This window comes from Acinetobacter sp. CIP 51.11 (assembly GCF_000369665.1).
GTDB lineage: Bacteria > Pseudomonadota > Gammaproteobacteria > Pseudomonadales > Moraxellaceae > Acinetobacter > Acinetobacter lwoffii_S.
In genome coordinates this window covers 1,170,122-1,194,390 of record NZ_KB850129.1, presented here as the reverse complement: position 1 = coordinate 1,194,390, position 24,269 = coordinate 1,170,122, and the positions used below count along the sequence as shown (strand labels likewise).

The 24,269-nt window shown below is 42.9% G+C and carries 22 protein-coding genes; 12 read left to right on the top strand and 10 right to left on the bottom strand.

Translation table 11 applies throughout. The features are described 5' to 3' along the window. Window positions 1-67 precede the first annotated feature (67 nt). Window positions 68-904, top strand: a complete 837-nt coding sequence (locus F894_RS09390; protein WP_004278781.1) for a posphoenolpyruvate synthetase regulatory kinase/phosphorylase PpsR — start codon at window positions 68-70, stop codon at window positions 902-904. A 251-nt stretch (window positions 905-1,155) separates the two neighbouring features. Here the strand turns inward: F894_RS09390 and F894_RS09385 are convergent, their stop codons facing one another. The 4 genes from F894_RS09385 to F894_RS09370 form a co-directional block, all read right to left on the bottom strand. Continuing rightward, window positions 1,156-1,713 carry an NAD(P)/FAD-dependent oxidoreductase gene (locus F894_RS09385; protein WP_005247262.1) on the bottom strand — a complete coding sequence of 186 codons (558 nt, stop codon included), beginning with the start codon at window positions 1,711-1,713 and terminating at the stop codon, window positions 1,156-1,158. A gap of 348 nt (window positions 1,714-2,061) precedes the next feature. Beyond that, on the bottom strand, window positions 2,062-3,066 hold the full coding sequence (locus tag F894_RS09380; RefSeq protein WP_004645403.1) for an LLM class flavin-dependent oxidoreductase: 1,005 nt from the start codon (window positions 3,064-3,066) through the stop codon (window positions 2,062-2,064). A 169-nt stretch (window positions 3,067-3,235) separates the two neighbouring features. Then, entirely contained in the window at window positions 3,236-3,691 is a 456-nt protein-coding gene (locus F894_RS09375; protein ID WP_004278778.1) for a hypothetical protein, read from the bottom strand. Between the two features lie 245 nt (window positions 3,692-3,936). Next, window positions 3,937-4,353, bottom strand: coding sequence for a glycine zipper domain-containing protein (locus tag F894_RS09370; RefSeq protein ID WP_004645401.1), 417 nt, complete (start codon window positions 4,351-4,353; stop codon window positions 3,937-3,939). A 345-nt stretch (window positions 4,354-4,698) separates the two neighbouring features. Between F894_RS09370 and prfA the strand changes: the two genes are divergently transcribed. Further along, complete coding sequence (gene prfA / locus F894_RS09365) at window positions 4,699-5,787, top strand: peptide chain release factor 1 (RefSeq protein WP_005247261.1); 1,089 nt, start codon at window positions 4,699-4,701, stop codon at window positions 5,785-5,787. Next, complete coding sequence (prmC, locus tag F894_RS09360; RefSeq protein ID WP_005247260.1) at window positions 5,787-6,605, top strand: peptide chain release factor N(5)-glutamine methyltransferase; 819 nt, start codon at window positions 5,787-5,789, stop codon at window positions 6,603-6,605. The genes prfA and prmC overlap by 1 nt, the downstream gene beginning before the upstream one ends. A gap of 183 nt (window positions 6,606-6,788) precedes the next feature. On the opposite strand, the gene F894_RS09355 is transcribed toward prmC, so the two are convergent. Next, window positions 6,789-7,142: a hypothetical protein gene (locus F894_RS09355; RefSeq protein ID WP_005247259.1), complete on the bottom strand. Its 354-nt coding sequence runs from the start codon at window positions 7,140-7,142 to the stop codon at window positions 6,789-6,791. 228 nt (window positions 7,143-7,370) lie between these two features. Further along, complete coding sequence (locus F894_RS09350) at window positions 7,371-8,393, bottom strand: AraC family transcriptional regulator (RefSeq protein WP_212749439.1); 1,023 nt, start codon at window positions 8,391-8,393, stop codon at window positions 7,371-7,373. Window positions 8,394-8,531: 138 nt separating this feature from the next. Here F894_RS09350 and F894_RS09345 point away from each other — a divergent pair, with 138 nt between their 5' ends. From F894_RS09345 to F894_RS09335, 3 genes are all read left to right on the top strand, one after another. Continuing rightward, window positions 8,532-9,302 (top strand): 3-hydroxyacyl-CoA dehydrogenase, encoded by a 771-nt coding sequence (locus tag F894_RS09345; protein ID WP_005247257.1) that lies wholly within the window; start codon window positions 8,532-8,534, stop codon window positions 9,300-9,302. Between the two features lie 247 nt (window positions 9,303-9,549). After that, window positions 9,550-10,686, top strand: coding sequence for an acyl-CoA dehydrogenase family protein (locus tag F894_RS09340; RefSeq protein WP_005247256.1), 1,137 nt, complete (start codon window positions 9,550-9,552; stop codon window positions 10,684-10,686). A gap of 268 nt (window positions 10,687-10,954) precedes the next feature. Then, window positions 10,955-12,601: an AMP-binding protein gene (locus F894_RS09335; protein ID WP_005247255.1), complete on the top strand. Its 1,647-nt coding sequence runs from the start codon at window positions 10,955-10,957 to the stop codon at window positions 12,599-12,601. A 268-nt stretch (window positions 12,602-12,869) separates the two neighbouring features. Here the strand turns inward: F894_RS09335 and F894_RS09330 are convergent, their stop codons facing one another. Further along, entirely contained in the window at window positions 12,870-13,400 is a 531-nt protein-coding gene (locus F894_RS09330; RefSeq protein WP_005247254.1) for a pyridoxamine 5'-phosphate oxidase family protein, read from the bottom strand. Window positions 13,401-13,884: 484 nt separating this feature from the next. On the opposite strand from F894_RS09330, the gene F894_RS09325 reads away from it, so the two are divergent. The 4 genes from F894_RS09325 to F894_RS09310 all read left to right on the top strand — a co-directional run bounded on the left by F894_RS09325 (window position 13,885) and on the right by F894_RS09310 (window position 16,923). Then, window positions 13,885-14,655, top strand: coding sequence for a HesA/MoeB/ThiF family protein (locus F894_RS09325; RefSeq protein ID WP_005247253.1), 771 nt, complete (start codon window positions 13,885-13,887; stop codon window positions 14,653-14,655). 58 nt (window positions 14,656-14,713) lie between these two features. After that, complete coding sequence (locus tag F894_RS09320; protein ID WP_004278767.1) at window positions 14,714-16,012, top strand: ABC1 kinase family protein; 1,299 nt, start codon at window positions 14,714-14,716, stop codon at window positions 16,010-16,012. Between the two features lie 136 nt (window positions 16,013-16,148). Further along, window positions 16,149-16,529 carry a dihydroneopterin aldolase gene (folB, locus tag F894_RS09315; RefSeq protein ID WP_004645388.1) on the top strand — a complete coding sequence of 127 codons (381 nt, stop codon included), beginning with the start codon at window positions 16,149-16,151 and terminating at the stop codon, window positions 16,527-16,529. Then, entirely contained in the window at window positions 16,486-16,923 is a 438-nt protein-coding gene (locus F894_RS09310) for a 2-amino-4-hydroxy-6-hydroxymethyldihydropteridine diphosphokinase (RefSeq protein WP_005247250.1), read from the top strand. Before folB ends, F894_RS09310 begins: the two co-directional genes overlap by 44 nt. A gap of 592 nt (window positions 16,924-17,515) precedes the next feature. On the opposite strand, the gene F894_RS09305 is transcribed toward F894_RS09310, so the two are convergent. Next, the gene (locus F894_RS09305) at window positions 17,516-18,217 is read right to left on the bottom strand and encodes a VIT1/CCC1 transporter family protein (RefSeq protein WP_005097209.1); all 702 of its coding nucleotides are present in this window, start codon (window positions 18,215-18,217) and stop codon (window positions 17,516-17,518) included. A gap of 282 nt (window positions 18,218-18,499) precedes the next feature. On the opposite strand from F894_RS09305, the gene F894_RS09300 reads away from it, so the two are divergent. Then, window positions 18,500-19,201, top strand: coding sequence for a DUF1003 domain-containing protein (locus F894_RS09300; protein ID WP_005247249.1), 702 nt, complete (start codon window positions 18,500-18,502; stop codon window positions 19,199-19,201). 146 nt (window positions 19,202-19,347) lie between these two features. Here F894_RS09300 and coq7 read toward each other — a convergent pair whose 3' ends face one another. Next, on the bottom strand, window positions 19,348-19,983 hold the full coding sequence (gene coq7 / locus F894_RS09295; protein ID WP_005247248.1) for a 2-polyprenyl-3-methyl-6-methoxy-1,4-benzoquinone monooxygenase: 636 nt from the start codon (window positions 19,981-19,983) through the stop codon (window positions 19,348-19,350). Window positions 19,984-19,986: 3 nt separating this feature from the next. After that, a complete protein-coding gene (locus F894_RS09290; protein WP_005247247.1) occupies window positions 19,987-21,306 on the bottom strand; it encodes an MFS transporter in 1,320 nt (439 codons plus the stop codon). A 174-nt stretch (window positions 21,307-21,480) separates the two neighbouring features. Here F894_RS09290 and F894_RS09285 point away from each other — a divergent pair, with 174 nt between their 5' ends. Continuing rightward, window positions 21,481-24,237 carry an autotransporter assembly complex protein TamA gene (locus F894_RS09285; protein ID WP_005247246.1) on the top strand — a complete coding sequence of 919 codons (2,757 nt, stop codon included), beginning with the start codon at window positions 21,481-21,483 and terminating at the stop codon, window positions 24,235-24,237. Window positions 24,238-24,269: the final 32 nt, after the last annotated feature.

Below are 24,269 nucleotides of genomic sequence, written 5' to 3'. Positions count from 1 at the left end.
AGTCATGTAAGATCGGTTTACTATAAAGATTATATAGCACTAAGACAAATGTTGGAGGAGAATTTTAATGTCGGAAGGTAAACAAATTCAGCGTAGTGTTTTCTTTATTTCAGATGGTACCGCCATCACCGCTGAAACCCTTGGACACTCGCTGTTAGCGCAGTTTCCGCATGTGAAATTTGACATTCATATTATCCCTTATATTAGCTCCGAAGAAGCGGCCACAAACGTGGTGGCAGAGATCAATGCAAGAGCTCAAATCGACGGTGAGAAACCCCTGGTATTTGATACCCTAGTTGATCCCTATGTGCGTGACATTATTAATACTGCAAATGCAGTAAATCTCGATGTATTTGAAGGGCTTATTAGTAAGTTGGCTGATGAATTAGGCACGATTCCTACAACTTTAGTCGGGCAGACCCACGCGGTGACCGACTCTGAGTCCTATAAAGCTCGTATTGATGCTGTTCATTTTGCTTTAGACAATGACGACGGCGCACGTACCCGTCATTATGATAAAGCTGACCTGATCCTGATTGGTGTATCGCGTTCAGGTAAAACCCCGACCTCTATTTATCTGTCTTTGCAGTTCGGTATTCGCGTAGCAAACTATCCACTGACTGAAGAAGATTTGGACGATAACCGCCTGCCAGCCGTGTTGCGACCGCATAAAAACAAGCTGTTTGGCCTGATGATTGATGCGGAACGCCTTGTAGCTATCCGTTCTGAGCGTAAAGCCAATAGCCGTTATGCCAGCTTTAGTCAGTGTCAGATGGAGTTGCGTGCGATTGAAGGGATTTATATTTCGGAAGGCATCAAGTACCTGAATGTGTCTGAAATGTCGATTGAAGAAATCTCAACACGTGTGTTGCAGATGACCGGTTTAAAACGTCGAATCGGTTAAGAAACCTACCAGAGCCAAACTTCAGTTTGGCTTTGATTTATAGCTAAAAATTACAAGTAAGCATTGATTAATCGAAATAATGTATGAGTTTTATAATTTAAATAAAATATCAAGTATCATTTTTAAAAATACCTAATAGTATTCTTTGAGTACTTTGTTGAATAAATCATCAATTGGTTCGTGGCATGTAATTTAAAATCTTATTACTAGCTTACCAATTTTTCATTTTTACTCGCCAGTGTGAGTTATCTTTATGCTAAATAAGTGTGAATAATGATATCAACCGGATGCTGCTCGCCATTGATACAATGAATCGTATTTTCCGAAATTTTCAGAATCGGCCAGGTAATCAGCTGGCAATTTTCACGCTGTAGGGCAGCATAATAATGATCTGATTTCAGATAAATTTTACCGGAAGATGCAAGATTTGGCATTAACTGGCGTCTTAGCCACAAATTCTGCACCTGATTTTCTAAAAACCGCAGAGAGAGTAGGCTTTTAATCCGGTTGTTAAATAAGCGGCGATTTTTACCAATCAATGGATGATTAATAATTCGTTGCAGAATTCGGTCGGAACCGGGCAGTACAAAAGCAGGATTAATCTGGAAAACTTTTACCGAACGGGCATGTTGACTGATTTTATCCAGCTGGCTCACGGTAAACTGATCCGTGCCAATAATCGCAATATCTTTATCTGCATAATCCAATTCTAACAGTTCGGAAGAGGGCACTTTAATTCCATTAAACTGCTGAAAATGTTCGGGGCGATTTTCAAAAATACCAGCGTGTGGATCCTGCTTGGTAGACATTAGAATTCCTTGAATTTATTTAATAATTAATTTTCTTTGTATGAGATATAAACAAAAACTCAAGCCAGGGTAAAGTGAAAAATTTAACTTAGACAGTCATCTAGTTGACCAAAATATAAAATCCGATTTTATTGAAGACTAAATGGATTTACAGATGATCCAAAAGGAATGACTTTTAACTTGCTGAGATGGATGAAGGAAATGAAGTGAAGTGTTCGTTCAGGGAAGAAGCTGTTTAATGGAGGAGGTCGATAAAAATACTTTTACTGAGATGTTTCTTTTAAGAATTTATCTTTAAAGATGAAAAACATCTACCCATTGCTGAGAATAGGTAGATGCAACTCTCATTTACTGACCATTTTTAATTTGCATTAATAGCTCAAAGTTGTGCAGGCGCTTGTCAGTGTCATAGATGTCACAAGTAAAGATAAACTCATCCACATCATATTTAGCCAAAAGCGATTCTAGCCCAGCTTTAACGGTTTCTTTGGAGCCGACCTGAGCCATGGCAAAGAAATTATCGACTGACATTTTTTCCGGCGGCGACCACAGACCTTTCATGGAGTCAATTGGTGCTTTAAGTTTCAGGCTTTGTCCACGAATCAGTGATAAAACCCGCTGATAGGCACTAGTCGCTAGATATTCTGCTTCTTCATCAGTATCTGCGACACAGGTCGGTACACCCATCGACACATAAGGACGATCCAGGTATTCAGAAGGTTCAAAGTTTTCACGATAAAGCTGAATGGCCTGACCCAGCATACGCGGGGCAAAATGCGAAGCGAAGGAATAAGGTAGACCAAGTTTCGCCGCTAATTGTGCACTAAACAGGCTGGAACCTAAAAGCCATACGGGTACGTGCGTACTTTGACCTGGCGTCGCTACGATACGCTGATGTGGTTCTGGATCTTTAAAATATTGCAGAATTTCCAGAACATCTTGTGGAAACTGATCTTCGGTTTCCTGACGGCCACGACGCAGGGCACGCATGGTCATTTGATCGGTACCTGGAGCACGGCCCAGACCCAGTTCAATCCGGTCCGGATAGAGCGTCGCCAATGTGCCGAACTGTTCAGCCACGACCAGCGGTGCATGGTTGGGCAACATAATTCCGCCAGAGCCTAAAGTTAAGGTTTTGGTATTCGCCAGTAAATAGCCTAAGAGAACTGCAGTTGCTGAACTGGCAATACCATCCATATTATGATGTTCTGCCAGCCACATCCGGCGATAACCCAATTTTTCTGCTGTTTGGGCAAGTTCCAGCGCATGGTTCAGCGCGAATTGAATGCTCTTGTCGTCACGAACAGGAACCAGTTCGAGGATAGAGAACTGGGTATCGTTAAGCGTACGCATAGTATTACCCTTAAATAGACATCTCTAAAAGCATACGACTTTAGAGTGTATTTGTATATCGAAAAAAATCGATATAAGTGTAAACCAAAAGATAAAGATAAAAAATAAAGGCAAAAAAATAAGCATCCGAAGATGCTTATAAAGGAGGAAAGAATAAGGGGAGAGAATTTTAACGACGACGGTTGTTATAGCGATAATCGTTATAACGGTAGTTACGAGAAGAGTTATAGCGACGTTCGCTGCGGTCATCATAACGACGGTCTTCGCTGACTTTCTTACCTAAAGCTGAGCCACCTGCTGAACCCAGTGCCGCACCGATATAACCACCGTTGGTGCCTGCCATGTTTCGGCCAACTGCATAACCTGCACCGCCACCTAAAGCACCACCGATAATCGCACCATTACGGTCACGTTTATTTGCTGCTACTGCGGCACCCGCACCACCACCAATCGCTGAACCGATTGTTGCACCAGTAGTACCGCCCATTTTATTGCCTACTGCGGCACCAACGACACCACCCAAAGCAGAAGCTAAAGCTGTATTGGTTGTATTGCCTGCATTGGCAGCTGTCATACCCATGGCTGAGGTTGCTACGACAGCGATCATTAGAGATTTATAGTTCATGAGGACACCTTTTATATATCTAGCTATATTTTGTTGATGAGATAAATTTAATCTAGCAAGCGCCAAACAGCATGGAGGCAATGTTGGCGAATTGTGATTTTTATCTCCTTAATTGATTCATGATGTGGGCAGGGTAATTTCATGTATTAATTGAAAATTCACGTATTCAAGCCACAATAAAAAAAGCACCAAAAGGTGCTTTTCATGTTAAATGTAGCGTCTGGTCTAAACTGCCTGAGCGCAAATTAACGGTAACGTTTTTTCCAGTGTTTAGAGCGTTTTTCAGCTGCTTTATCTTTGGCAATCTTGTTACCTAGTGCAGCACCACCGGCAGCACCTAAAGCTGAACCGATATAACCGCCGTTAGTACCGCCCATATTTTTACCTACGGTATAACCTGCACCGCCACCTAGGGCACCACCAATGGCAGATTCAGTACGGTTTTTCTTGCTGCTTGCAACTGCTGCACCGCCAGCACCACCTAAAGCAGCACCAATGGTTGCGCCGGTGTTACCGCCCATGTTTTTACCTAATGCTGTACCTGCAACACTACCTAAAGCACTTGCTGCTGCAACACGCGCTGTACTGTCGGCATGTGCGTTTACGGTCATCATTGAACCAGCAGCTAAAACTGTACTCATTAAAAGTGCGTTGAGTTTCATGTCATCACTCCGTGTCCATCTACAGGACTGTAGTTATTTCGATGCGGAAAATGTAACAAATCATGCCCAAAACAATATGAAGATGTTTCTTCATAATTCCCTGCTTTATTTGGCGAATTGTAAAATCAGCAAGAAATAAGAATAAGATCGACTATAAAAAAAGCAATTCCACTGTTTTTAATCATATTTGTTAACAAATGCTGTAGAGCACGAATGATAGCAACGCGGACTTACTCAATAATGATGTTCATTAGAAGCCAGAGTCGTTAAACTAGGCGCAATTTTTTGATTTCGCTGTGCTAAATCGGTTTTTAGTCGCAGCCTATGTTTGAGATTTTTTAGAAAATGAAAGAATCGTTACGTTTACGATTAGCCCAACTCTCTGACCGCCATGAAGAATTGACCGCATTACTGGCTGATGTAGAAGTCATTTCTGATAATAAGCGCTTCCGTCAATTGTCACGTGAGCATAATGACTTAACAGAAATCACTAATGTCTGGACCAAGTACAGACAGGCGGAAGAAGACATTGAAACGGCTCAGGCCATGCTGTCAGATCCGGACTTTAAGGAAATGGCGCAGGAAGAGATTAAAGAGAATAAAGCTTTAATTGAATCGCTTGAAGCTGATCTGAACATCTTGATGATTCCGAAAGATCCGAATGATGCCAACTCGGCTTATCTTGAGATTCGTGCCGGAACCGGTGGCGATGAAGCTGCGATTTTCTCAGGCGATTTATTCCGTATGTATAGTAAATATGCGGAAAACCAAGGCTGGCGTATTGAAATCCTCTCTGAAAATGAAGGCGAACATGGCGGCTATAAAGAAGTCATCTGCCTGATTAATGGTGACGGTGTTTACGGTCGTCTAAAATTTGAAAGTGGTGCGCATCGTGTACAGCGTGTACCAGCGACCGAATCACAAGGCCGTGTGCATACCTCAGCATGTACCGTTGCGATTCTTCCTGAAATTGATGTTGATACCTCGGTCGAAATCAACTCATCTGATTTGCGCATTGATACCTATCGTGCTTCAGGTGCAGGCGGTCAGCACGTTAACAAAACCGATTCTGCAGTACGTATTACCCACATTCCAACTGGCACCGTAGTGGAATGTCAGGAAGAGCGTTCACAGCATAAGAACAAGGCCAAAGCGATGGCACTGCTGGTATCACGTTTGGAAAATGCCAAACGTGCAGCAGCAGATGCAGCAACCTCGGAAATGCGTCGTGACCTGGTGGGATCGGGTGATCGTTCGGAACGTATCCGTACTTATAACTATCCGCAAGGTCGTATGACCGATCACCGCATTAACCTGACTTTATACAAGCTGGATGCCGTGATGGAAGGTGATTTGACCGAATTGCTGGATAGTCTGCACCGCGAATATCAGGCGGATCAGTTGGCCATGCTTGCACAGCAGAATGGTGGATAATGAATATTTTACAAGCCTTGGCTTTACGCGGCGAAGCTGAAAGTTACGAACGTCAGGAAAATGCCTGGTTATTGGAACACATCACCAAGATTGATTCATTTGATCTGCTGATGAAAAAGGATCAGGAGTTAACGCCGGAACAGGAACAAGCGTATAAAGACGGGTTGGCGCGTATTGCTGCCGGTGAGCCTTTGGCTTATGTCACTGGTTCACAGCCATTCTGGACTTTGGACCTCAAAGTGACCAAAGATACCTTGGTGCCACGTCCGGATACTGAAGTACTGGTTGAGACGGTATTGAAGTTAGACCTGCCTGAAGATGCCCGTGTAGTAGATTTGGGTACAGGTACTGGCGCAATTGCCTTATCACTGGCATCTGAACGTTCTAACTGGACAGTAACGGCTTCCGATATCTACGAGCCTACGCTTGAGGTGGCGAAATATAATGCGGAACAACATGATATTGAGAATGTAGAATTTGTTCTGGGTTCATGGTTGAAACCATTTGGCCGTCAATTCTTTGATGCCATTGTATCGAATCCACCTTATATCGACGCTGATGATGTGCATATGCAGAATCTGGCGACTGAGCCGGAACGTGCGCTGGTGGCAGATAAAAAGGGTCTGGCCGATATTGAAATGATTATTCTACAAGCCAAGAAGCATTTGACTGTGAATGGTTGGGTGGTGCTTGAGCATGGTTATGATCAGGCAGATGCCGTACAACATCTATTTAAACAAGCAGGTTATAAGCAAGTCCGCACGGTTAAAGATTATGGCGGTAATGATCGTGTGACTTTGGCGCAGTGGCCCCATTAATCTGTAATTCTTCTCTATAAAAAAGCGACCGATGTGGTCGCTTTTTTATTGGATTTTTTCTTTATAAATTCCTGACTGCATTTGAAACCTTAAGTATTTTGAATGACATCAAGCCAACGCAGTATAACTAAAAACAAAAAAAGCGATGCCAGAGCATCGCTTTCGAGGAATTCTTAAAAAGAATTACATCGGATAATCCTGTAGACAGTCATAGACTTCTACCTGATCTAGGCTACCGGTTTCCATTGCCAGACAAAGTGCCACAACTTTCAAAGTATCTGCCAGATATTTTTCATCTTTCAAGGCAATACCTTCCTGTAATCCACTTATACGTTCTGCTGGAATTTCAAGGGCCTGAGCCGCTTCCACAGCATCTATCTGGTTAAAGAAGTGCAAAATTGCATCTTTCAGTTCTGCATCCGATGCATTTAAAATCCCTTGATTCAACTGTTCTGTGATGAGATCAGTCGAAGAAAATAAAGCTTTAGAGAAGTTTTGAACAAGATTTTGCCCAAGCACATCAGTCATCTTTAACATGGAGATACCTTCAACTAGAAAGGAAAATGGAGAGTACAGCCAATAGCAAAAGTGCTATAAATTGAATGAAAAATAATCTATTCTCGGATAAATTGCAAAGCTTTCCGGGTGACTGTGTAGTCCTGCTAATATATGTTTTGGGGCTTGAAATATATAATCATAATAAAAATAAATGCTTAGAATCCAAGTATTTTTAGGTAATATTTTTGAAGTCTAAGTTTATATAAATTATCTAATATTATTTTGTCGATACGCGCCTGGACTGACGCCAGTCCACTTTTTGAATGCACGATGAAATGCACTGGATTCCTGAAAATTAAGCTGATCGCTAATCTCTTGTAAACTTTGTTCAGTACGGGTCAGCAATTCAATGGCGGTATCCCGGCGTATCTCATTTTTTAACTGTTGATAGCTGACACCTTCACTTTTTAAACGCCGTTGCATGGTCGCTTCAGACATATTCATTTTTAAGGCCAGTTCATTCAGTTCCAGCCATTCTGCCGGTGAAACTTGCAGTAATTGACGGCGAATCTGGGTGCTCAAGGCATAGGGGTTTTTAAAACGCACCAATAAATTTTGTGGGGTTTGCTGAATAAACTGATACCAGGACTGAGCATCCTGTTTAATCGGCAATTGCAGATAGCTTGCATCAAATTGCACGTAATTTTCGCTGGCCTGATATTCAATCTGTTCACAGAACCGAACTTTATAGTCGAAATCATCCAGGGGAGCTGCACATTTGAGTTGAATCTGATTAAGTAAAATCCGTTGTCCACTTAACCAGCAGATCAGGGTATGAATCAGCATCAGATAAGTCGCATAACTAAACATGCGTTTGGTTGCTTTTAAATCATAAATCACGATATAGGCATAGTGTTCCTCAACCATGAGCGTGCTTTGCAGGTCGTCCAAAACCAAGTTGAGAAATTGCAGAATGTTTTGCAGCGCTTTTTCCAGTGTATCTGCCTGCATAACCATTTTCGAAAGCAATTTAAAACTGCCACGACGCATGGCATGGCTGTCCATGCCAAAAAATTCGTCATTCATGCTGTCTGCAAGCACAGTCCATAATTGGGCGAATTGGCTAACGGATACACGTGCCTTGGGAGCATTCAATACTTCTGCTGGGATATTGGCTTTTTTCAGAATGGCAGGGATATCAAATTGCAGCCGTTTGGCATCCAGCAATGCTTCGTTCACCAGGTCAATCGAGATGGTGCCTTTGCTATATTCCAGTGCAGGCTTATGCATATTCAGTCTGACATCCTTGTTTTCATTGTCCAAATACATCATGCAAGATGCAATATTTGGAAATTGTACAGAATAAAAACTCTGTTTACTCTGCATATTAAGTCGTATCTGAAATAGAAAAATCGCTAGGAAATAAACATGAACATTCAGGGAAAAGTTATTGTGATCACCGGTGGTGCCTCAGGTTTGGGTGCAGCCACAGCGACTCATCTGGTTGAACACGGTGCCAAAGTGATTCTGGTCGATATGAATCAGGAACAGGGTGAAGTACTACAGCAGCAACTGGGTGCACAGTCTGAGTTTGTACAGCTCGATGTTACCGATGAACAAGCCATTGAAAGTTTCTTCGCTCATGTTGAAAGTACGTATGGTCAACTGAATGGTCTGATCAACTGTGCCGGGATTGCACCGTCTGCCAAAGTATTGGGTCGTAACGGCATCCATGAATTAGCCATGTTTCAAAAAGTGCTCAATATTAATGTAAATGGTACTTTTAATATGTTGCGTCATGCGGCGGCTTTAATTGCAAAATATGAGCTGCAAGCTGGTGAAGAAGAACGTGGCGTGATTGTGAATACCGCTTCGGTTGCCGCTTATGACGGCCAAATTGGTCAAACTGCCTATGCGGCATCCAAAGGTGCAGTCGTCGCAATGACTTTACCTTTGGCACGTGAACTGGCTCGTGAAGCGATCCGTGTCATGACCATCGCGCCGGGCATTATGGAAACTCCGATGCTGAAAGGCATGCCGCAAAATGTCCAGGATGCTTTAGGGCAAATGGTGCCGTTTCCACCACGTCTGGCAAAACCACAGGAATTCGCCCAATTGGTGGGGCATATTTTTGAAAATAGTTATTTGAATGGTGAGGTCATTCGTTTGGATGGCGCAATCCGTATGCAGCCTAAATAAGTTTTCGATTTATATAGGACATGATGATTTGCACAGCTACCAATTTCTCATTGAATTTAAATGAATTTGCTTAAGCATGCATTTTCTTTTGAAGGATCAAAAGAAACAAAAATCCTTTGCGAAACTGAAGATACATCCCTGTATCTCAGTTTCGCAGGCGACATCCATGCCGCCTTATCCGACGTGCCAACGATCTCAATAGTAAAAAGCTTGAAGTAAATAAAATAGATATAGAAAGGGAAGTTCGATGATTTTAAATGATGAACAAAAAATGATTCAGGACATGATGCGCAATTATTCGCAGCAGAAACTGAAACCGACAGCGGCCTTACGCGACAAAACGGCACAATTCCCAGCACAAGAACTTAAAGAACTCGGTGAGCTTGGCGCATTGGGTATGACAGTGGCTGAAGAATGGGGCGGTGCAGGTCTGGATTATGTGTCACTGGTCTTGGCGCTTGAGGAAATTGCCGCAGGTGATGGTGCAATCTCGACGATTGTCAGTGTGCAGAATTCTTTGCCTTGTGGCATTACTCAGCGTTATGGCACAGAGGAACAAAAACAGAAATATCTCACCAAACTGGCAACAGGTGAATGGCTCGGCTGTTTCTGTTTGACAGAACCTCAGGCCGGTTCGGATGCCAGCTCGCTGGAATGTAAAGCCGAACGTGATGGCGATGAATGGGTGTTAAATGGCACCAAGCAGTTTATCACGACAGGTAAACATGCACAGATTGCACTAGTCTTTGCTGTGACCGATAAATCTGCAGGGAAAAAGGGTATTTCATGCTTTCTGGTGCCGACCGATGCACCGGGTTATATCGTGTCACGTCTAGAAGAGAAAATGGGTCAACATTGTTCCGATACCGCGACCATCGTTCTGGATAAATGCCGAATTCCTGCTGCCAACTTGTTGGGGCAGGAAGGTGAAGGCTATAAAATTGCTTTATCAAATCTTGAATCGGGTCGGATCGGCATTGCAGCACAATCTGTCGGCATGGCGCGGGCTGCGCTGGATGCCGCAGTGGAATATGCCAATGATCGTAAAGCTTTTGGTGTGGAAATTGTGCAGCATCAGGCTGTGGCATTCAGACTCGCAGATATGGCAACACAAATTGAAGCAGCGCGACAACTGGTCTTGCATGCTGCAACCTTAAAAGATGCAGGCTTGGCGTGTCTAAAAGAAGCATCGATGGCAAAACTGTTTGCATCGACCATTGCAGAGCGAGTCTGTTCAGATGCGATTCAGATTCATGGTGGCTACGGTTATGTCTCTGATTTTCCGGTCGAGCGAATTTATCGTGATGTGCGAGTGAGCCAGATTTATGAAGGTGCATCAGATATTCAACGACTGGTGATTGCGCGTGAAGTGTGTCAACGCTGATTTTTAATTTAAAAAAACAGACTTTGATTGATGTTCAAATCCTGCACTTACATTGATGGCTATGGAAATTGCAGGATTCAACTGAACATGAGGATCTAAAGACATACAGTGCGAATAATCGAAAAATAAGCTTTATTCATGTTCTAGCCATAGGGCATGAATGCAGATTTGAGAAAGTATGCTGATGGAATCAGCAGGAACAACAAATACAAATGGACAAACTCAGGCAAGGTCGCCTGAAAACTACAACAGGAAAGAGGTTGTCGTCATGAAGACACTAGAACAGGCATATGCTGATTTTAATTTTGAAAATATGGTTCAAGAACATCTGGTTGGAAGTGCAGAGAACATCAATGCGTATACCGAATGCTGTGGTCGCTACTTGGGTCAAAACCGAACTGCACTGATTTGGGAAGGCAAAAACGGAGACGCAGAGCAGTGGACCTTTGAACAACTGGCCGTGGCTTCAGGACAGCTGGCCAATTATATGCATTCTCTGGGTTTAAAGGCCGGTGACTGTATTGCAGGATTGCTGCCAAGAACGCCAGCACTCTTAATTACCATATTGGCCACCTGGCGGATCGGTGCCATATACCAACCTTTATTTACTGCCTTTGAAAGCAAAGCCATTGAACATCGCATCAGTACCGCCAATACCCAGTTGATTGTTACTGATGAAGAGCAGCGACTGAAACTCCATGATCTCAATGTCCCGAATATTCTGACTGTGCATCAGGCAGCGGCAGATGACTATCAAGATGCGGATTTCTGGACAGCCTTACAGCAACAACCGGAAGAGTTTGAACCGGTAAATTGCCAGTTTAATGATGTCTTCCTGATGATGTTTACTTCAGGCACCACAGGCTTGGCGAAATCGGTTCCTGTGCCTTTAAAAGCCTTGTTGGCCTTTAAGGGTTATATGCTGCACGCTGTAGATCTGCGAGATGAAGATTCCTTCTGGAATCTGGCAGATCCGGGCTGGGCGTATGGACTGTATTATGGCATTGCAGGGCCGCTCAGTTTAGGGCACAGCATCATCATGGATGAACGTGGCTTTAGTGTCGATAATGCCGTACAAATCATTCAAAAATATCAGGTCAGTAACTTGACCGGTTCGCCAACCGCATTTCGCATGTTCTTTGGCTTTAAAGAAAAATTTGATGCAGGCATCAGTTCGCATTTACGCGTGGTAAGTAGTGCGGGTGAGCCGCTCACGCCTGAAGTAATTCAGTGGTTCAATCATGATTTAAATGTGAATATTTACGATCAATATGGACAGACTGAACTGGGTATGGTGATCGCCAATCATCATGGCCTGGAGCATTATAAAAAAGTCGGTTCAGCTGGTTTTGCCATTCCTGGGCATCGTTTTGCTGTATTGAACAAAGAACATCAGGAAGTAGAAAAAGGCGGTATTGGAACACTTGCTATCGACTGTTCAGCTTCACCTTTGATGTGGTTTGAAGGCTATGCAGGGCATAACCGCAAGTCATTTGTCGGGCAGTATTATCTCACTGGTGATACCGTGAAGCTGAATGAATATGGCGGTATTGATTTTATTGGGCGTGCAGACGATGTCATTACAACCTCGGGCTATCGGGTTGGGCCTTTTGATGTAGAAAGTACCTTGCTTGAATGTGAGGAAGTGCTTGAATCCGCAGTCGTTGGAAAGCCAGATCCAGAACGAACAGAAATTGTGAAAGCCTTTGTAGTGCTTAAATCGGCTTATCCTGCTACTGAAGATTTAATGTTGAAACTGCAAAGTTATGTACGTTCACGCTTATCCAAACATGCCTATCCGAAAGAGATTGAGTTTGTAGAAGCTTTGCCTAAAACATCGAGCGGCAAAATTCAGCGCAATTTACTCAAACAGCAGGAAATAGCCAAAGTCCAAGAGATGAAGCGAGTCAGTTAATTTAGTTAGTTAGTTTCTCAAATTAGTTTTTTGATTGAATGCTAAAAGGTTGCCATGGCAGCCTTTTGGTTTTTTAGGAAATAAATCTTCTACTTAAATTTTAGTCAGATATTGAGCTGATTTTCCCAAGCTTATATTTTTAAGAGAGCAGATTAAGGCAAGCAAAAATTATAATTTTTTATGTCATTACAGTGGAATTACATTGATATTTAAAATTAAATATATCAAAAAATTAGCCTCTTAATTTCAAGAGGCTAAATCTCATTCATTACCAGATATTACTTTGTAGATTCACTTTTTGATGTTCTGCATGCGGTTCGCCCGCTTCACCAGTTACGCCGCCTTTTAAGGCTTTAAAAAGCTGGGTGACTTTGTTGTCTGTCACATTCCAATATTCTGCGCTGATTGCTTCAGCAATCAATACCCGTACGGTAGGATCATCTTTGCCTTCAAACCAGTTTTCAGCCCACGGATTCCACAACTGTTCAATCAGAATGCGGTCAGTACTGATCTGGGCATGTGCACTAATCGACACGTAAATACCATCTGATGGTTTTGCAAAAGACAGACCAATCTGACCACGGCCTGTTTCTGCTGCTTTGACCAGATCATTGGTGTTACGCAGGATGAAATATAAGTTTTGACGTTCATTCATCTGCTCGGAGTTCAGCATGGTCATCGGCTGGGAGTGTATTTCATGTGTGTCGGTTAAATGGCTGATCATGGTGTAACGAACATCCTTGATCAATTCCCATAATTTTTCACGATTATCATGTTGAGTATTGTTATGCTCGGTCATGTATGTTCTCCATACGATTTTATGAAAGCTGAAAAGATTGCTTGGTATTTTCAGATTAATCATATTTAGAGACAGATGCCTTAGGTCTCACTGAACTCATACATTTTCATACTCAAATATAGGCAGAGACTACAGAATTGCTAAACAAGACAGCTCGATTTACAGGGAAATTTAATAACAAAGATTTTAAAAACTTCAGGTCTGACACCTTTTATAAGTTAGAAAAAGCTGTTTGCCGGAACCATTGAATTGAGGTGATTCAAAAAATCTTGCCAAGCCATAGCCGCTGCAGCTTGATACCGAGCGTTTAGCTGATATGCTATTTGCCATCAACGATGGCCGAACCATTTATTGATATGCTGTAAATTGACTGTGAGATTGATATTCCAGAAATTTATCAGTACTTAAACACTTCGGTAAAGCTAATCTTTGCCACCGCTTTTAAAAATTTTCGAAACAAGGAAAGACGTTGTCTACATTTAACATGGATGCCACCTCCCCAGAATTTGAACTCACTGATGCTGAATTGCATCTATATAGCCGTCAGATTCTTCTGGATGGCTGGGATATTGACGCTCAGGAGCGGTTAAAATTTTCTAATGTCTGCATTATTGGTTGTGGCGGGATTGGCTGTACACTGGCAGAACTTCTGGCACGCGCAGGTGTGGGAAAAATTACCCTGATCGATCCAGATACTATCGAGATGAGTAATTTACAGCGACAACTGGCATTTATGCCGCAGGATATTGGATTTTATAAGGCAGAAACTCTCGCCAAAAGACTGAGTCAGGTTAATCCGAACGTACAGGTTGAATATATCAATCAGGCCTTAACGGCTGACAATGCAGTAAGTGTGATCGAGCATCAGGATCTGGTACTGGATGGTTGTGATCAGTTTGCCACACGCTATCTGGTCAATCACATTTGCGTGGAGCTGAATGTGCCCTTATTGAGTGCCTCTGCGATTGGCTTGCAAGGCCAGCTGTTTATGGTCGAAGGGGATTCTGCCTGTTATGCCTGCCTGTTCCCGCCAGAAAATCAGGCCGATGAAAGTTTGCGCTGTGCAGACTCCGGTGTACTGGCGACTACCCCGAATGTGATGGCCAGTTTGCAGGCACATCATGCCTTGTTATATCTGGGATTGGGCCAGATGCCACTTCGACAAAAGCTGTTGTTGTGGGATGGTATGAGTTTTAAGCAGCGGATTCTCACTTTCGAAAAAGATACAGATTGCCTAATCTGTCAGGCAAGATAAGCCTGCAAAGTGAATTTTTTTTGCTACACTGCGTTTAATTAATTTTTCCTAAGACATTATGAAAAACAATATCTGGTTAGATGGAATACGTTCAGTTGCCCGTATGGGAGAAACAGCAGTCGTTGCGGCAAAGGCGGGCTTTAAATATGCCACTGAAAAGCCGAGCAATGCCAAACTGATGCGTGAAACTTTTGAATCCTTAGGTTCGACTTATATCAAGCTTGGTCAGTTTATTGCCAGTACGCCGTCGCTGTTTCCACGTGAATACGTTGAAGAATTTCAAGGCTGTCTGGATCAGACACCACGCTTGCCGTTTAGTTATATCCAGCAGGTTTTAGCCTCTGAATTTGCAGGGCGTAATCTCGACGAAATCTTTGCATCGATTGATGAAACGCCATTAGCCTCTGCATCTATTGCACAGGTACATGCAGCCAAACTGGTGTCTGGCGAAGATGTCGTGATTAAGGTACAAAAACCAGGTGTAGAAACCATTTTGTACACTGACCTGAATGTACTGCATTGGGCAACCAAGTTGCTGGAAAAAGCAGTCCCGAAAGTCAAGTTTGCTTCACTGGCTGATATTGTCGAAGAAATCAAAACCCGTATGGTGCGCGAAGTCGATTTTATCGAAGAAGCCCAGAATCTGGATGATTTCGTCAATTACCTGAATATCACCAACAATCAGGCAGCGACTGCACCTAAGGTTTATCATCAATATTCGACCCGTCGTGTGCTCACCATGCAGCGTTTATACGGTGTGCCTTTGACAGATTTTGAAGTGGTCAAAAAAGTATCTAAAGATCCATCTCAAGTACTCATTACCGCGATGAATACCTGGTTTGGCAGCTTGATGATGTGTAACAGTTTCCATGCCGATCTGCATGCAGGCAACCTGATGCTACTTGAAGATGGCCGTGTCGGTTTTATTGATTTCGGTATTGTCGGTCAGCTCAAGCCTGAGGTATGGACTGCCTGTATGGCATTTATGGATTCATTGCAACATACCAATTATGAGCTGATGGCGCAAAACATGCTGAAAATGGGTATGACCGCTGTGCAGATTGACACCAAAGTCTTGGCTGCTGATCTGGAACGCTTATTTAGCGGTGTATTGATGGCGGATCCGCAGGAATTATTAACGTCCAATCCTGCTGACCTGAACGATATCATGATGGATATGGTGGCTGTGGGTGAACGTCACGGGATCCGCTTCCCGCGTGACTTTGCCTTGCTGTTCAAGCAAATGTTGTATTTTGACCGTTTCATGCGAATTCTGGCGCCGTATACCGACATCTATGCCGATCAGCGTTTGCAGATGGTACAGAGCATGGATCCGAATCTGCTGTTAAAGCATTAATTTAATCCCTCCCAATCTCCCTTTCTAAAGGGAGGAGTGTCTCATTGCTTGATAAAGTATAAGCGATAAAAACCCCTCTTTATAAAAGAGGGATTTAGGGAGATTAGTTGTAAATATCATATTCTCGAGCAATCCAATGGACGCCATTATTATTGAAGGTTTAAAGGTTGAGACAGTCGTGGGCTGCTTTAACTGGGAGCGTCAAATTATTCAGCCTCTAATGCTGGATTTGACCATTCAAACCGATTTAGAACAGGCATCAAACTCAGATGCACTTGCAGATACACTGAATTATGCAGAAATTTGTGAGATTTCCAGCAAAGTCATTCAAGACGCCAAGCCTGAATTGATTGAACATGCAGCAAAGTTAGTGCTGAATGCACTTTTTACTACCTTTACAGCAATTGAATCGATTAATATTACGATCCGTAAGCCTGCCATTATCGCGCAAGCCAATTCTGTAGGGATACGTCTTGAACGCCACCGAAACGATTTTCGCCCTAGCATTAGCGAGTAATTGTCATCCTCAGCAACATTTTCAAGCTGCACAGCAACGTATTTCTGAATGGGGAGAAGTTCAGTTTTCTCCCATTTATATGATTCCTTGCCGCGATGGCATCGGCGCAGATTACTGGAATGCAGCGTGTTTATTGCGAAGTTCGGTGTCCAGTGAGGAGATGATTGAGTTGCTCAAACAGCTGGAACAGGAATCAGGGCGAGTACGTCCATCCCATCAGATTACTTTGGATGTTGATTTGATTGCCTGGGGATCAGATCTTAAGCATATGCAGTTTAATGAAAAAAAATTGCCCTTGGCTCTGGATGTGAAAGTGCCCATGTTTGATGTTTGGCATGATGCCATGTTTGAACATGGATCACATAGCTTTCCAACAGTTGAACAGCTGATTTGAATCAAATCACCTAATTTTCTGCTAATACAATTTATCTAGTACGAATGGTTAACTAGCCTGATCAAGCAAGATCAGGCTTTTTTTATGATGCAGTTTTTTGTTTTTAGAGTAAAAGAAAATTCAGATAAGATGAGATGCTTAAGTTTAGAAGTCATTTAAAAATGAAAATATTGGAAATTGTGGTTTCTGTGATTTTAATCCTCGGGATTCTTTATGTAATCCAATGAGGATTTCATGGTTTCCCAACAGGGAATTAATATTTGATTGATTAAAGCTCTGGAATTTACTCTAAGATTAGTAAAAACCCTCAAAGCAGTAAAAAAGCATCATCGCTATTTCACTTTTTCTTGTTATAAAAAATGATCAGCAATACGATAATGATCGCCAAGATGGCAAGAATGATGGTAGTTTCCATAACAATACCTCTCGGGCATAGATCTTTGGCTTTAATTATCTAAATTAAAACCGAACATATATTAATTAAACTCAAGTTTTGTTAGAGCCGCTAGTTTTTGAAAAAACATTTTTCAGTGATGGTAATAGAGGAACCGTTCAATCCTATTCTGTGTCTAACTAAAAAATAAACACATATTTAGGCAACAGACACATTAAATAATGATCCGATCCAGGCGCTGAATAACATGGCGATAATTCCCCAGAGCATGACCCGAACTGCACCTCTCCAGACACTTACTCCACCGGCATAGCTTGCCAGTGCGCCCATCATCCCCAAACTTAAAACACCAATCAGCATGACGCCTTTATCCAGATAATGTTCCGGTAAAATCATGATTGAAATTAAAGGAAATAATGAACCTACCGTAAATGCCATAGCCGAAGAAAATGCAGCGAGAAAGGGTTGGGCAGAGGTATGTGCTGAAATACCAATTTCATCCCGGGCATGGGCATCCAAGGCATTATGGTCGGTCAGCTGTTCAGCGACCTGTTGTGCCAAAGCAGGTTCCAGACCTCGTTGTATATAAATCGTTTTGAGCTCATTTAACTCATGCGTGGGATGGCGCTGCAGTTCGCGCTCTTCCATGAGTAGATCATTGGTTTCAATATCTTGCTGGGATTTAACCGAAATATATTCACCGGCCGCCATTGATGCGGCGCCAGAAATCAATCCGGCAACACAGGTCACCAATAAAATTTCCGTGGATGCTCCACTGGCTGCAATACCCACCACCAGACTGGTGACCGAAATAATCCCGTCATTTGCCCCCAGTACAGCTGCACGAAGCCAGCCCGCACGTTCGATATAATGTTTTTCAAGATGGTATGAGTGGCGCACAATGAAGCCCCTTTTTTATTATCATCATGATTATAGTAAATTTAAGTCATGTATAGATAGTAGGATTGAATCGATCTGAAAATTATCTTGAATGATCAGCTCATCGTGCGCTTGGCTGAGCATTTTATCAATCCAAGATAAAATCGAAGTGAGATTCATAATTTCAAGAAATCAGACGCACTTGATACATAATTGATTTACGAATGGTAAAAATGACTAAAGCAAATCAAACATATCGAACAAAATAATAGCTGAGTGAGCCGGTTTAAAAAGAGAATTATCATGAAAGAAAAACATGAAAGCCATAAATGCTTGGTATGCGGCAAGCACTTTCTTCTGAAAAATCTCACCCCGATGGGAACAGTCAGAAAAGTCATTACCGAAGAGATTGCCAGGGATATTCCAGGCTGGACACCGCAAGATTATATTTGCCAGGTAGATTTAACCCGGTACCGTATACAGTATGTACATTCATTATTAAGTTCGGAAAAGGGTGAAGTGACTGACCTTGAGTTCGAAGTGATTCATAGCATGCATCAGCATGAACTGATCACTAAAAATGTGGAAACGACCTTAGAGCAAAAGTGGACCTTGGGAGAAAGGCTCGCCGATAAAATTGCAACTTTTGGTGGAAGCTGGACTTTTTTGATTTGTTTTGCAATCTTCTTGGGGCTGTGGATTACGATAAATACTGTGGTGATGGTGACACAACCTGCCGATCCTTATCCATTTATTCTGTTGAATTTAATTCTGTCCTGTCTCGCGGCGATTCAGGCACCTATTATTATGATGAGCCAGAACAGACAGGAAGCCAAAGACCGCTTACGTTCGCAAAATGATTATCAGATCAACTTAAAAGCCGAACTGGAAATTCAGCATTTGCATGAAAAATTAGATCATCTGTTGCTGCATCAATGGGAACGGTTGGCGCAAATTCAGGAAATCCAGCTGGACCTGCTTTCTGAAATGAGCAAAAAAGATTAAAGGATGCTGTGGGGGACTCTCTATTATTTTATAGAGCTTATAAGTAATAAGATCGCTATATGCCTTGAGTTACTATTATCTCGCTCAAGATTTGACACATATTAAAAAGCCCACAAATGAGTGGGCTCAAACTGAAACCGTCTTATTTAAATAAAATAACTGGTTTTGGTCATCAACTTGGAAATGCCGGTCATGGCGATCTTGACTGGAACGGGTAAATCTACACCGCCAGCGTTTAAAGCTGTATCCCGATGATGCAGTTCATCTTCATTCATCTGTTCCAAGATACGACGAGAACGTTCATCCTGCGGTGGCAACTGACTAATATGATGTTGTAAATGCATGCTGACTTGACGTTCTGTTTCAGCCACAAAACCCAGACTGTATTTATCGCCTGCGATCCCGGCAATTGCACCCATACCGAAGGAAAGACCGTACCAGACCGGATTGAGCAGACTGGTATGGCTATCCAGTTCTTTTAAGCGGTCTTCACACCAAGCCAGGTGATCCTGTTCTTCAATCGCTGCCTGTTCCATTTCGCGACGCACATTCGGGAGTTTCGCCGTCATGGCCTGACCATGATACAGCGCCTGTGCACAGACTTCACCACTATGATTGACCCGCATTAAACCTGCCACATGACGTGCATCACTGACGGTTAACTGTGTTTCTACCGGTTGGGCCGGATTTTCACGTTGGGCCGAAGTCGTGCCCGGGACTAGACTGCGTAATGCCTGGTCAAAAGAGTGAATCAGTTTATCGAGACCTGTATATTGACGCATGAATTAATCCTCCAAGGGCGCTTTTGCAGTTTTGATCATTGGTTTCAGCCGGTAAAGTAGCCAGAGAGTAAACAGGCCGCTTAATACTGCGGTAATACAAAAAAGTATTTTAAGATCAAGCTTTAAAACACTTAAAATAATAATCGAGAATATAGCAGAAGATACCATGAAAACGGCATTCAAAATGTTATTTGCTGCAACCACCCGCGCACGATGTGAGCGAGGCGAATGCGCCTGCATCATGGCATACAGCGGAACAATATAAAAACCACCACTAATGCCGAGCAAGGTGACAGCCAGCATTACATGATAATAACTCCAGCCTTGCTGAAACACTTCGGCCAGACCGATTAACTCGCCGCTACGTACTGGCACAAAGGCCAGACTTGCGGCCAGATACAGGGCAAAGATCACCAGACCAATCGCACCAAAAGGCACCATTTTGATATTGACTTCACTGCCACCAATTTTTCGGCATAAATATGACCCTAGTCCGATTCCGACAGAAAAGAACGTCAGCAATAGACTGGCGACATTTTCCGAGGCATGCAGATTTTGTAAGGTCAGCTGTGGAATTTGGGTTAGATAGGTTGCACCATAAAACCAGTACCATGAATTGCCCAGTAAAATAGTAAAAACCAAAGGTAAGCCTTTGGCATATTTCAAGGTCTGCAAGCTGGTGCGAAAAAAATTCCAGTCGACTTGCAGCTCAGGTGCGGGAATGCTTTGTTTAAGGATATAACGACTGGATATATAACCAATCAAGGCGATGCTGATGATGGTTAAACTGATCCACATCAGGTTGCCAGCAGACGCTGCAATAACTGCTCCGCCCAGAATCATACCGAACAGGATTGCCAGAGAAGTTCCGGACTGGAACAGGGCATTGCCGGACATTAGTTCATCTAGTTTCAGTACTTCCGGTAAAATGGCATATTTGATCGGACCAAAGAAAGTGGACTGGGTGCCCATCAGGAATAAGGCAAATAACAGAATCCATAAATTGCCCATCAGGAAACCGATAGTTCCCAGCAACATGATGACAATTTCCAGAAGCTTGAGATAGCGAATCAGCTGTGAACGTTCGTATTTGTCGGCAATCTGACCGGCAGTAGCTGAAAAAATAAAATAAGGCAGAATAAATAGTAAAGCCGCCAGATTATTCAATGTGCTGATGCTGGCCGATTGCTGTTGAATCCAGCCATAAGTGATAACCAGCAGTAACGCCTGTTTAAATACATTATCGTTTAATGCACCAAAAAACTGCGTCAGAAACATCGGTAAAAAGCGCCGAGAAGCTAACAAATGTTCATTTTTGTTCATATAGGCCGTGCTACATTAAGTTTTATTAAGAAATGTCAGTTATGCGTAAACATTGAGAAAAATCATGTAAGATACTTTCAGCCATGTAAAGGTAAAAACCAATTAATTAAGCTCCTTAGCTTATATTTTTCGGTCAAATAATCAATTAAAGAATGTATTCGTTTAGAGTTTGCTATGCCTGCAAAGAAAAATTTTAAAAAAACGATGCTAAATCGCAGTATGGGACCTCTCATACCACAGCATAGTGGTATGCAGCTGTGTATGAGCATATTTTTTATGATGTTATCCCATCAGAGCATGGCACAAACTGAACAGCCCGAAACACCCGTGGCCATTTCTCAGGCAGAAATGGTGGACGAGCTATCTAAAGAAGCGATTCGTCAGGGTGTGGCCACGTCCAAAACGGAAGCGGAAGAAAAAATTGAAGAAGCCTTGGAGCCGGAAGTACCAGTTGACAGCATGTTGATGCTGGAACAACAGCAAAATGCAGGATCTGGTCTGGGTGAATTTACGCCGATCGAGTTTGATGATCTGGAAGATCTGCCAGTACAGACTATTGATCAGAACATGGCCAATGAAATTTATCAGGTAGCCGAGCAAGCCAAACAGGAAGCACAAAACTATCGCAATAGTCAGACCAGCGAAACGGTGGTGGCCGATATCAGCCAGCAAGAACTGCTGGAAATTAATCAGGCGCCGGTTAATGTCGATCAGTTGATGCAATCGATTCAGGCTGACAGCCAGATTATTGTACAAAATAATGAAGCCGGATTGACCTTGCCAGAAGTGCCAGGTCAGCTTGTCGCTGAGGATGATAAACGTCCGAATCTGTTCAAACGACTATTTTATAAAATCCGTCCTCCACGTCAGATCATGACCGCAAGAGTTCCCCGCATTAGTGCAGATGTGGTGATCATAAATGGGCAAGGTGTGGCGCAAAGTAACGGTATGCTGAATCGTAAAGATGTGCCTGAAGGCCATCTGAATTTAAGAAATAATGTCAAAGCCAAATTATCCAGTTTTACCCAAGAGTCTTTTGGCGACTTTAATTCGGCTTTGCCGCAATTACGCACCTTGTCCAGACAGGCAGCGCAAGCGGTGGGCTATTATAATGCTCAGTTCAGGTTTGAAAAAATCTCTGACAGTCGGGTTCGGGTTTTTGTGACCCCGAATGAACCTGTCCTGATTAGCAGTCAAAATATTGAATTTACTGGAGAGGGCGCCGAACAGCCGCAATTCCAGGTCATCAGTCTTTTACCTGAACAGGAAGAAGGCGATATTTTCAATCATGGCAATTATGAAAAAACCAAGACACGCATTACCACAGCAGCCAATAACAATGGTTATTTTGATTCATTCTGGCGTCTGCATGATGTGAAGATTGCCCAGCCACAAAACACCGCCGATGTGAATCTGCGTTTTGAAACGGGTGAACGTTATAAATTAGGCAATGTCGAGTTCAGAATGAGCGATCCTGAAAAGGAATTTCCGCTGGATCGAGACGTACTGGAAAGTCTGGTCACCTGGACAGATGGTGCAGATTATACCTTCTGGCGGGTGAATGGCTTGGCCAATAATCTGACCAACTCACGTTATTTTAACTATACTCTGGTGGATGCGATTCGCCCTGATCCGCTTGATAAAGAGCTGGAACTGGCACCCGATATTCAAAGCCTGATTGAAGAACAGAAACGGACTGAAGATCAGGCTGCTACTATGCAACCAGCTCGCTCGGTATCCTCTTCTCAGGAAGTGACCCAGAATGTCGTAGATGAAGACCAGTTTGCCGGTAGCCGCGATCAGGAAAGCGCAAATTTAAGAACTTTACGGGTTGAGCAGCAAACCAAAGAGAATGAACAGGACCGTTTAAAAGTACAGGCACGGGAAGAGAAAAAGATTCCAGTGATTGTGACTTTAAATGCAGACCGTTTAAATAGTGCTGAAGTGGGTTTGGGTTATGGCACAGATACCGATATCCGCTTACGTGGTCAATATCGTCGTGCCATTGTGAACAAGCGCGGACATTCGTTTGATGCCAACATGGAGTTATCTGGCATCCGTCAGTCGATTGATGGACGTTATAATATTCCCTATCACCATCCGCTGAATGATTATGTCAGTATTGTGGGTGGTTATGAGCGTGAAGAGCGTGAAGGCGTCGCACAGGGTGAAGGCCTGTTGATTGAATCGGCAGTCTTAGGTGCAGACCGGATTATCAAGAATCCACGTGGTAGCTGGCAGCGGACTTTTGGCGCACGTTATCGTCTGGATCGTTTGAAGCAGGATGGTTCTGTCGATTTTAACCAGATTCCAGAAGCTTTTCGCTTTAATACCGAAGATGAGCAGCAATCGCTATTAGTCGGTTATGAAGTTTCACGTACCGAGAGCGATCGTCGGGTCAACCCAACCAAAGGTTTTAAGCAGACCTATAAGATTGAACTGGGTAGTGAGGCTTTACTCTCTGATGCAGATATGGCCATTGTGAATGCGGGCTGGCGTTTTATCTATTCATTGGGTGAAAATGCAGACCATCAGTTTGTGGGTCGTGCCGATGCAGGCTATATCTTTACTGAAGATTTTGCCAAAGTGCCGTATAACCTGAGATATTTTACCGGGGGTGACCAGAGTATCCGCGGTTTTGATTATAAGAGCCTTTCTCCGGAAATTGACGGTTTTAAAGTAGGTGGTCAGGCCTTGGGCGTGGCTTCATTAGAATATAATTATCAGTTTAAGGAAGGCTGGCGTGCTGCGGTCTTTGCAGATGCCGGAAATGCCTATAATAAAGAATTCAGTAATCCGACCGAATATGGCGCGGGTGTGGGTGTGCGTTGGGCTTCACCGATTGGGCCAATACGTATAGATGTTGCGACTGGACTGTCTGATGACAATTATCCGATTCGTTTACATTTCTTTATTGGATCACAGTTATAAAACATCATTTTAAAAAATAGTTATTTGGGTAG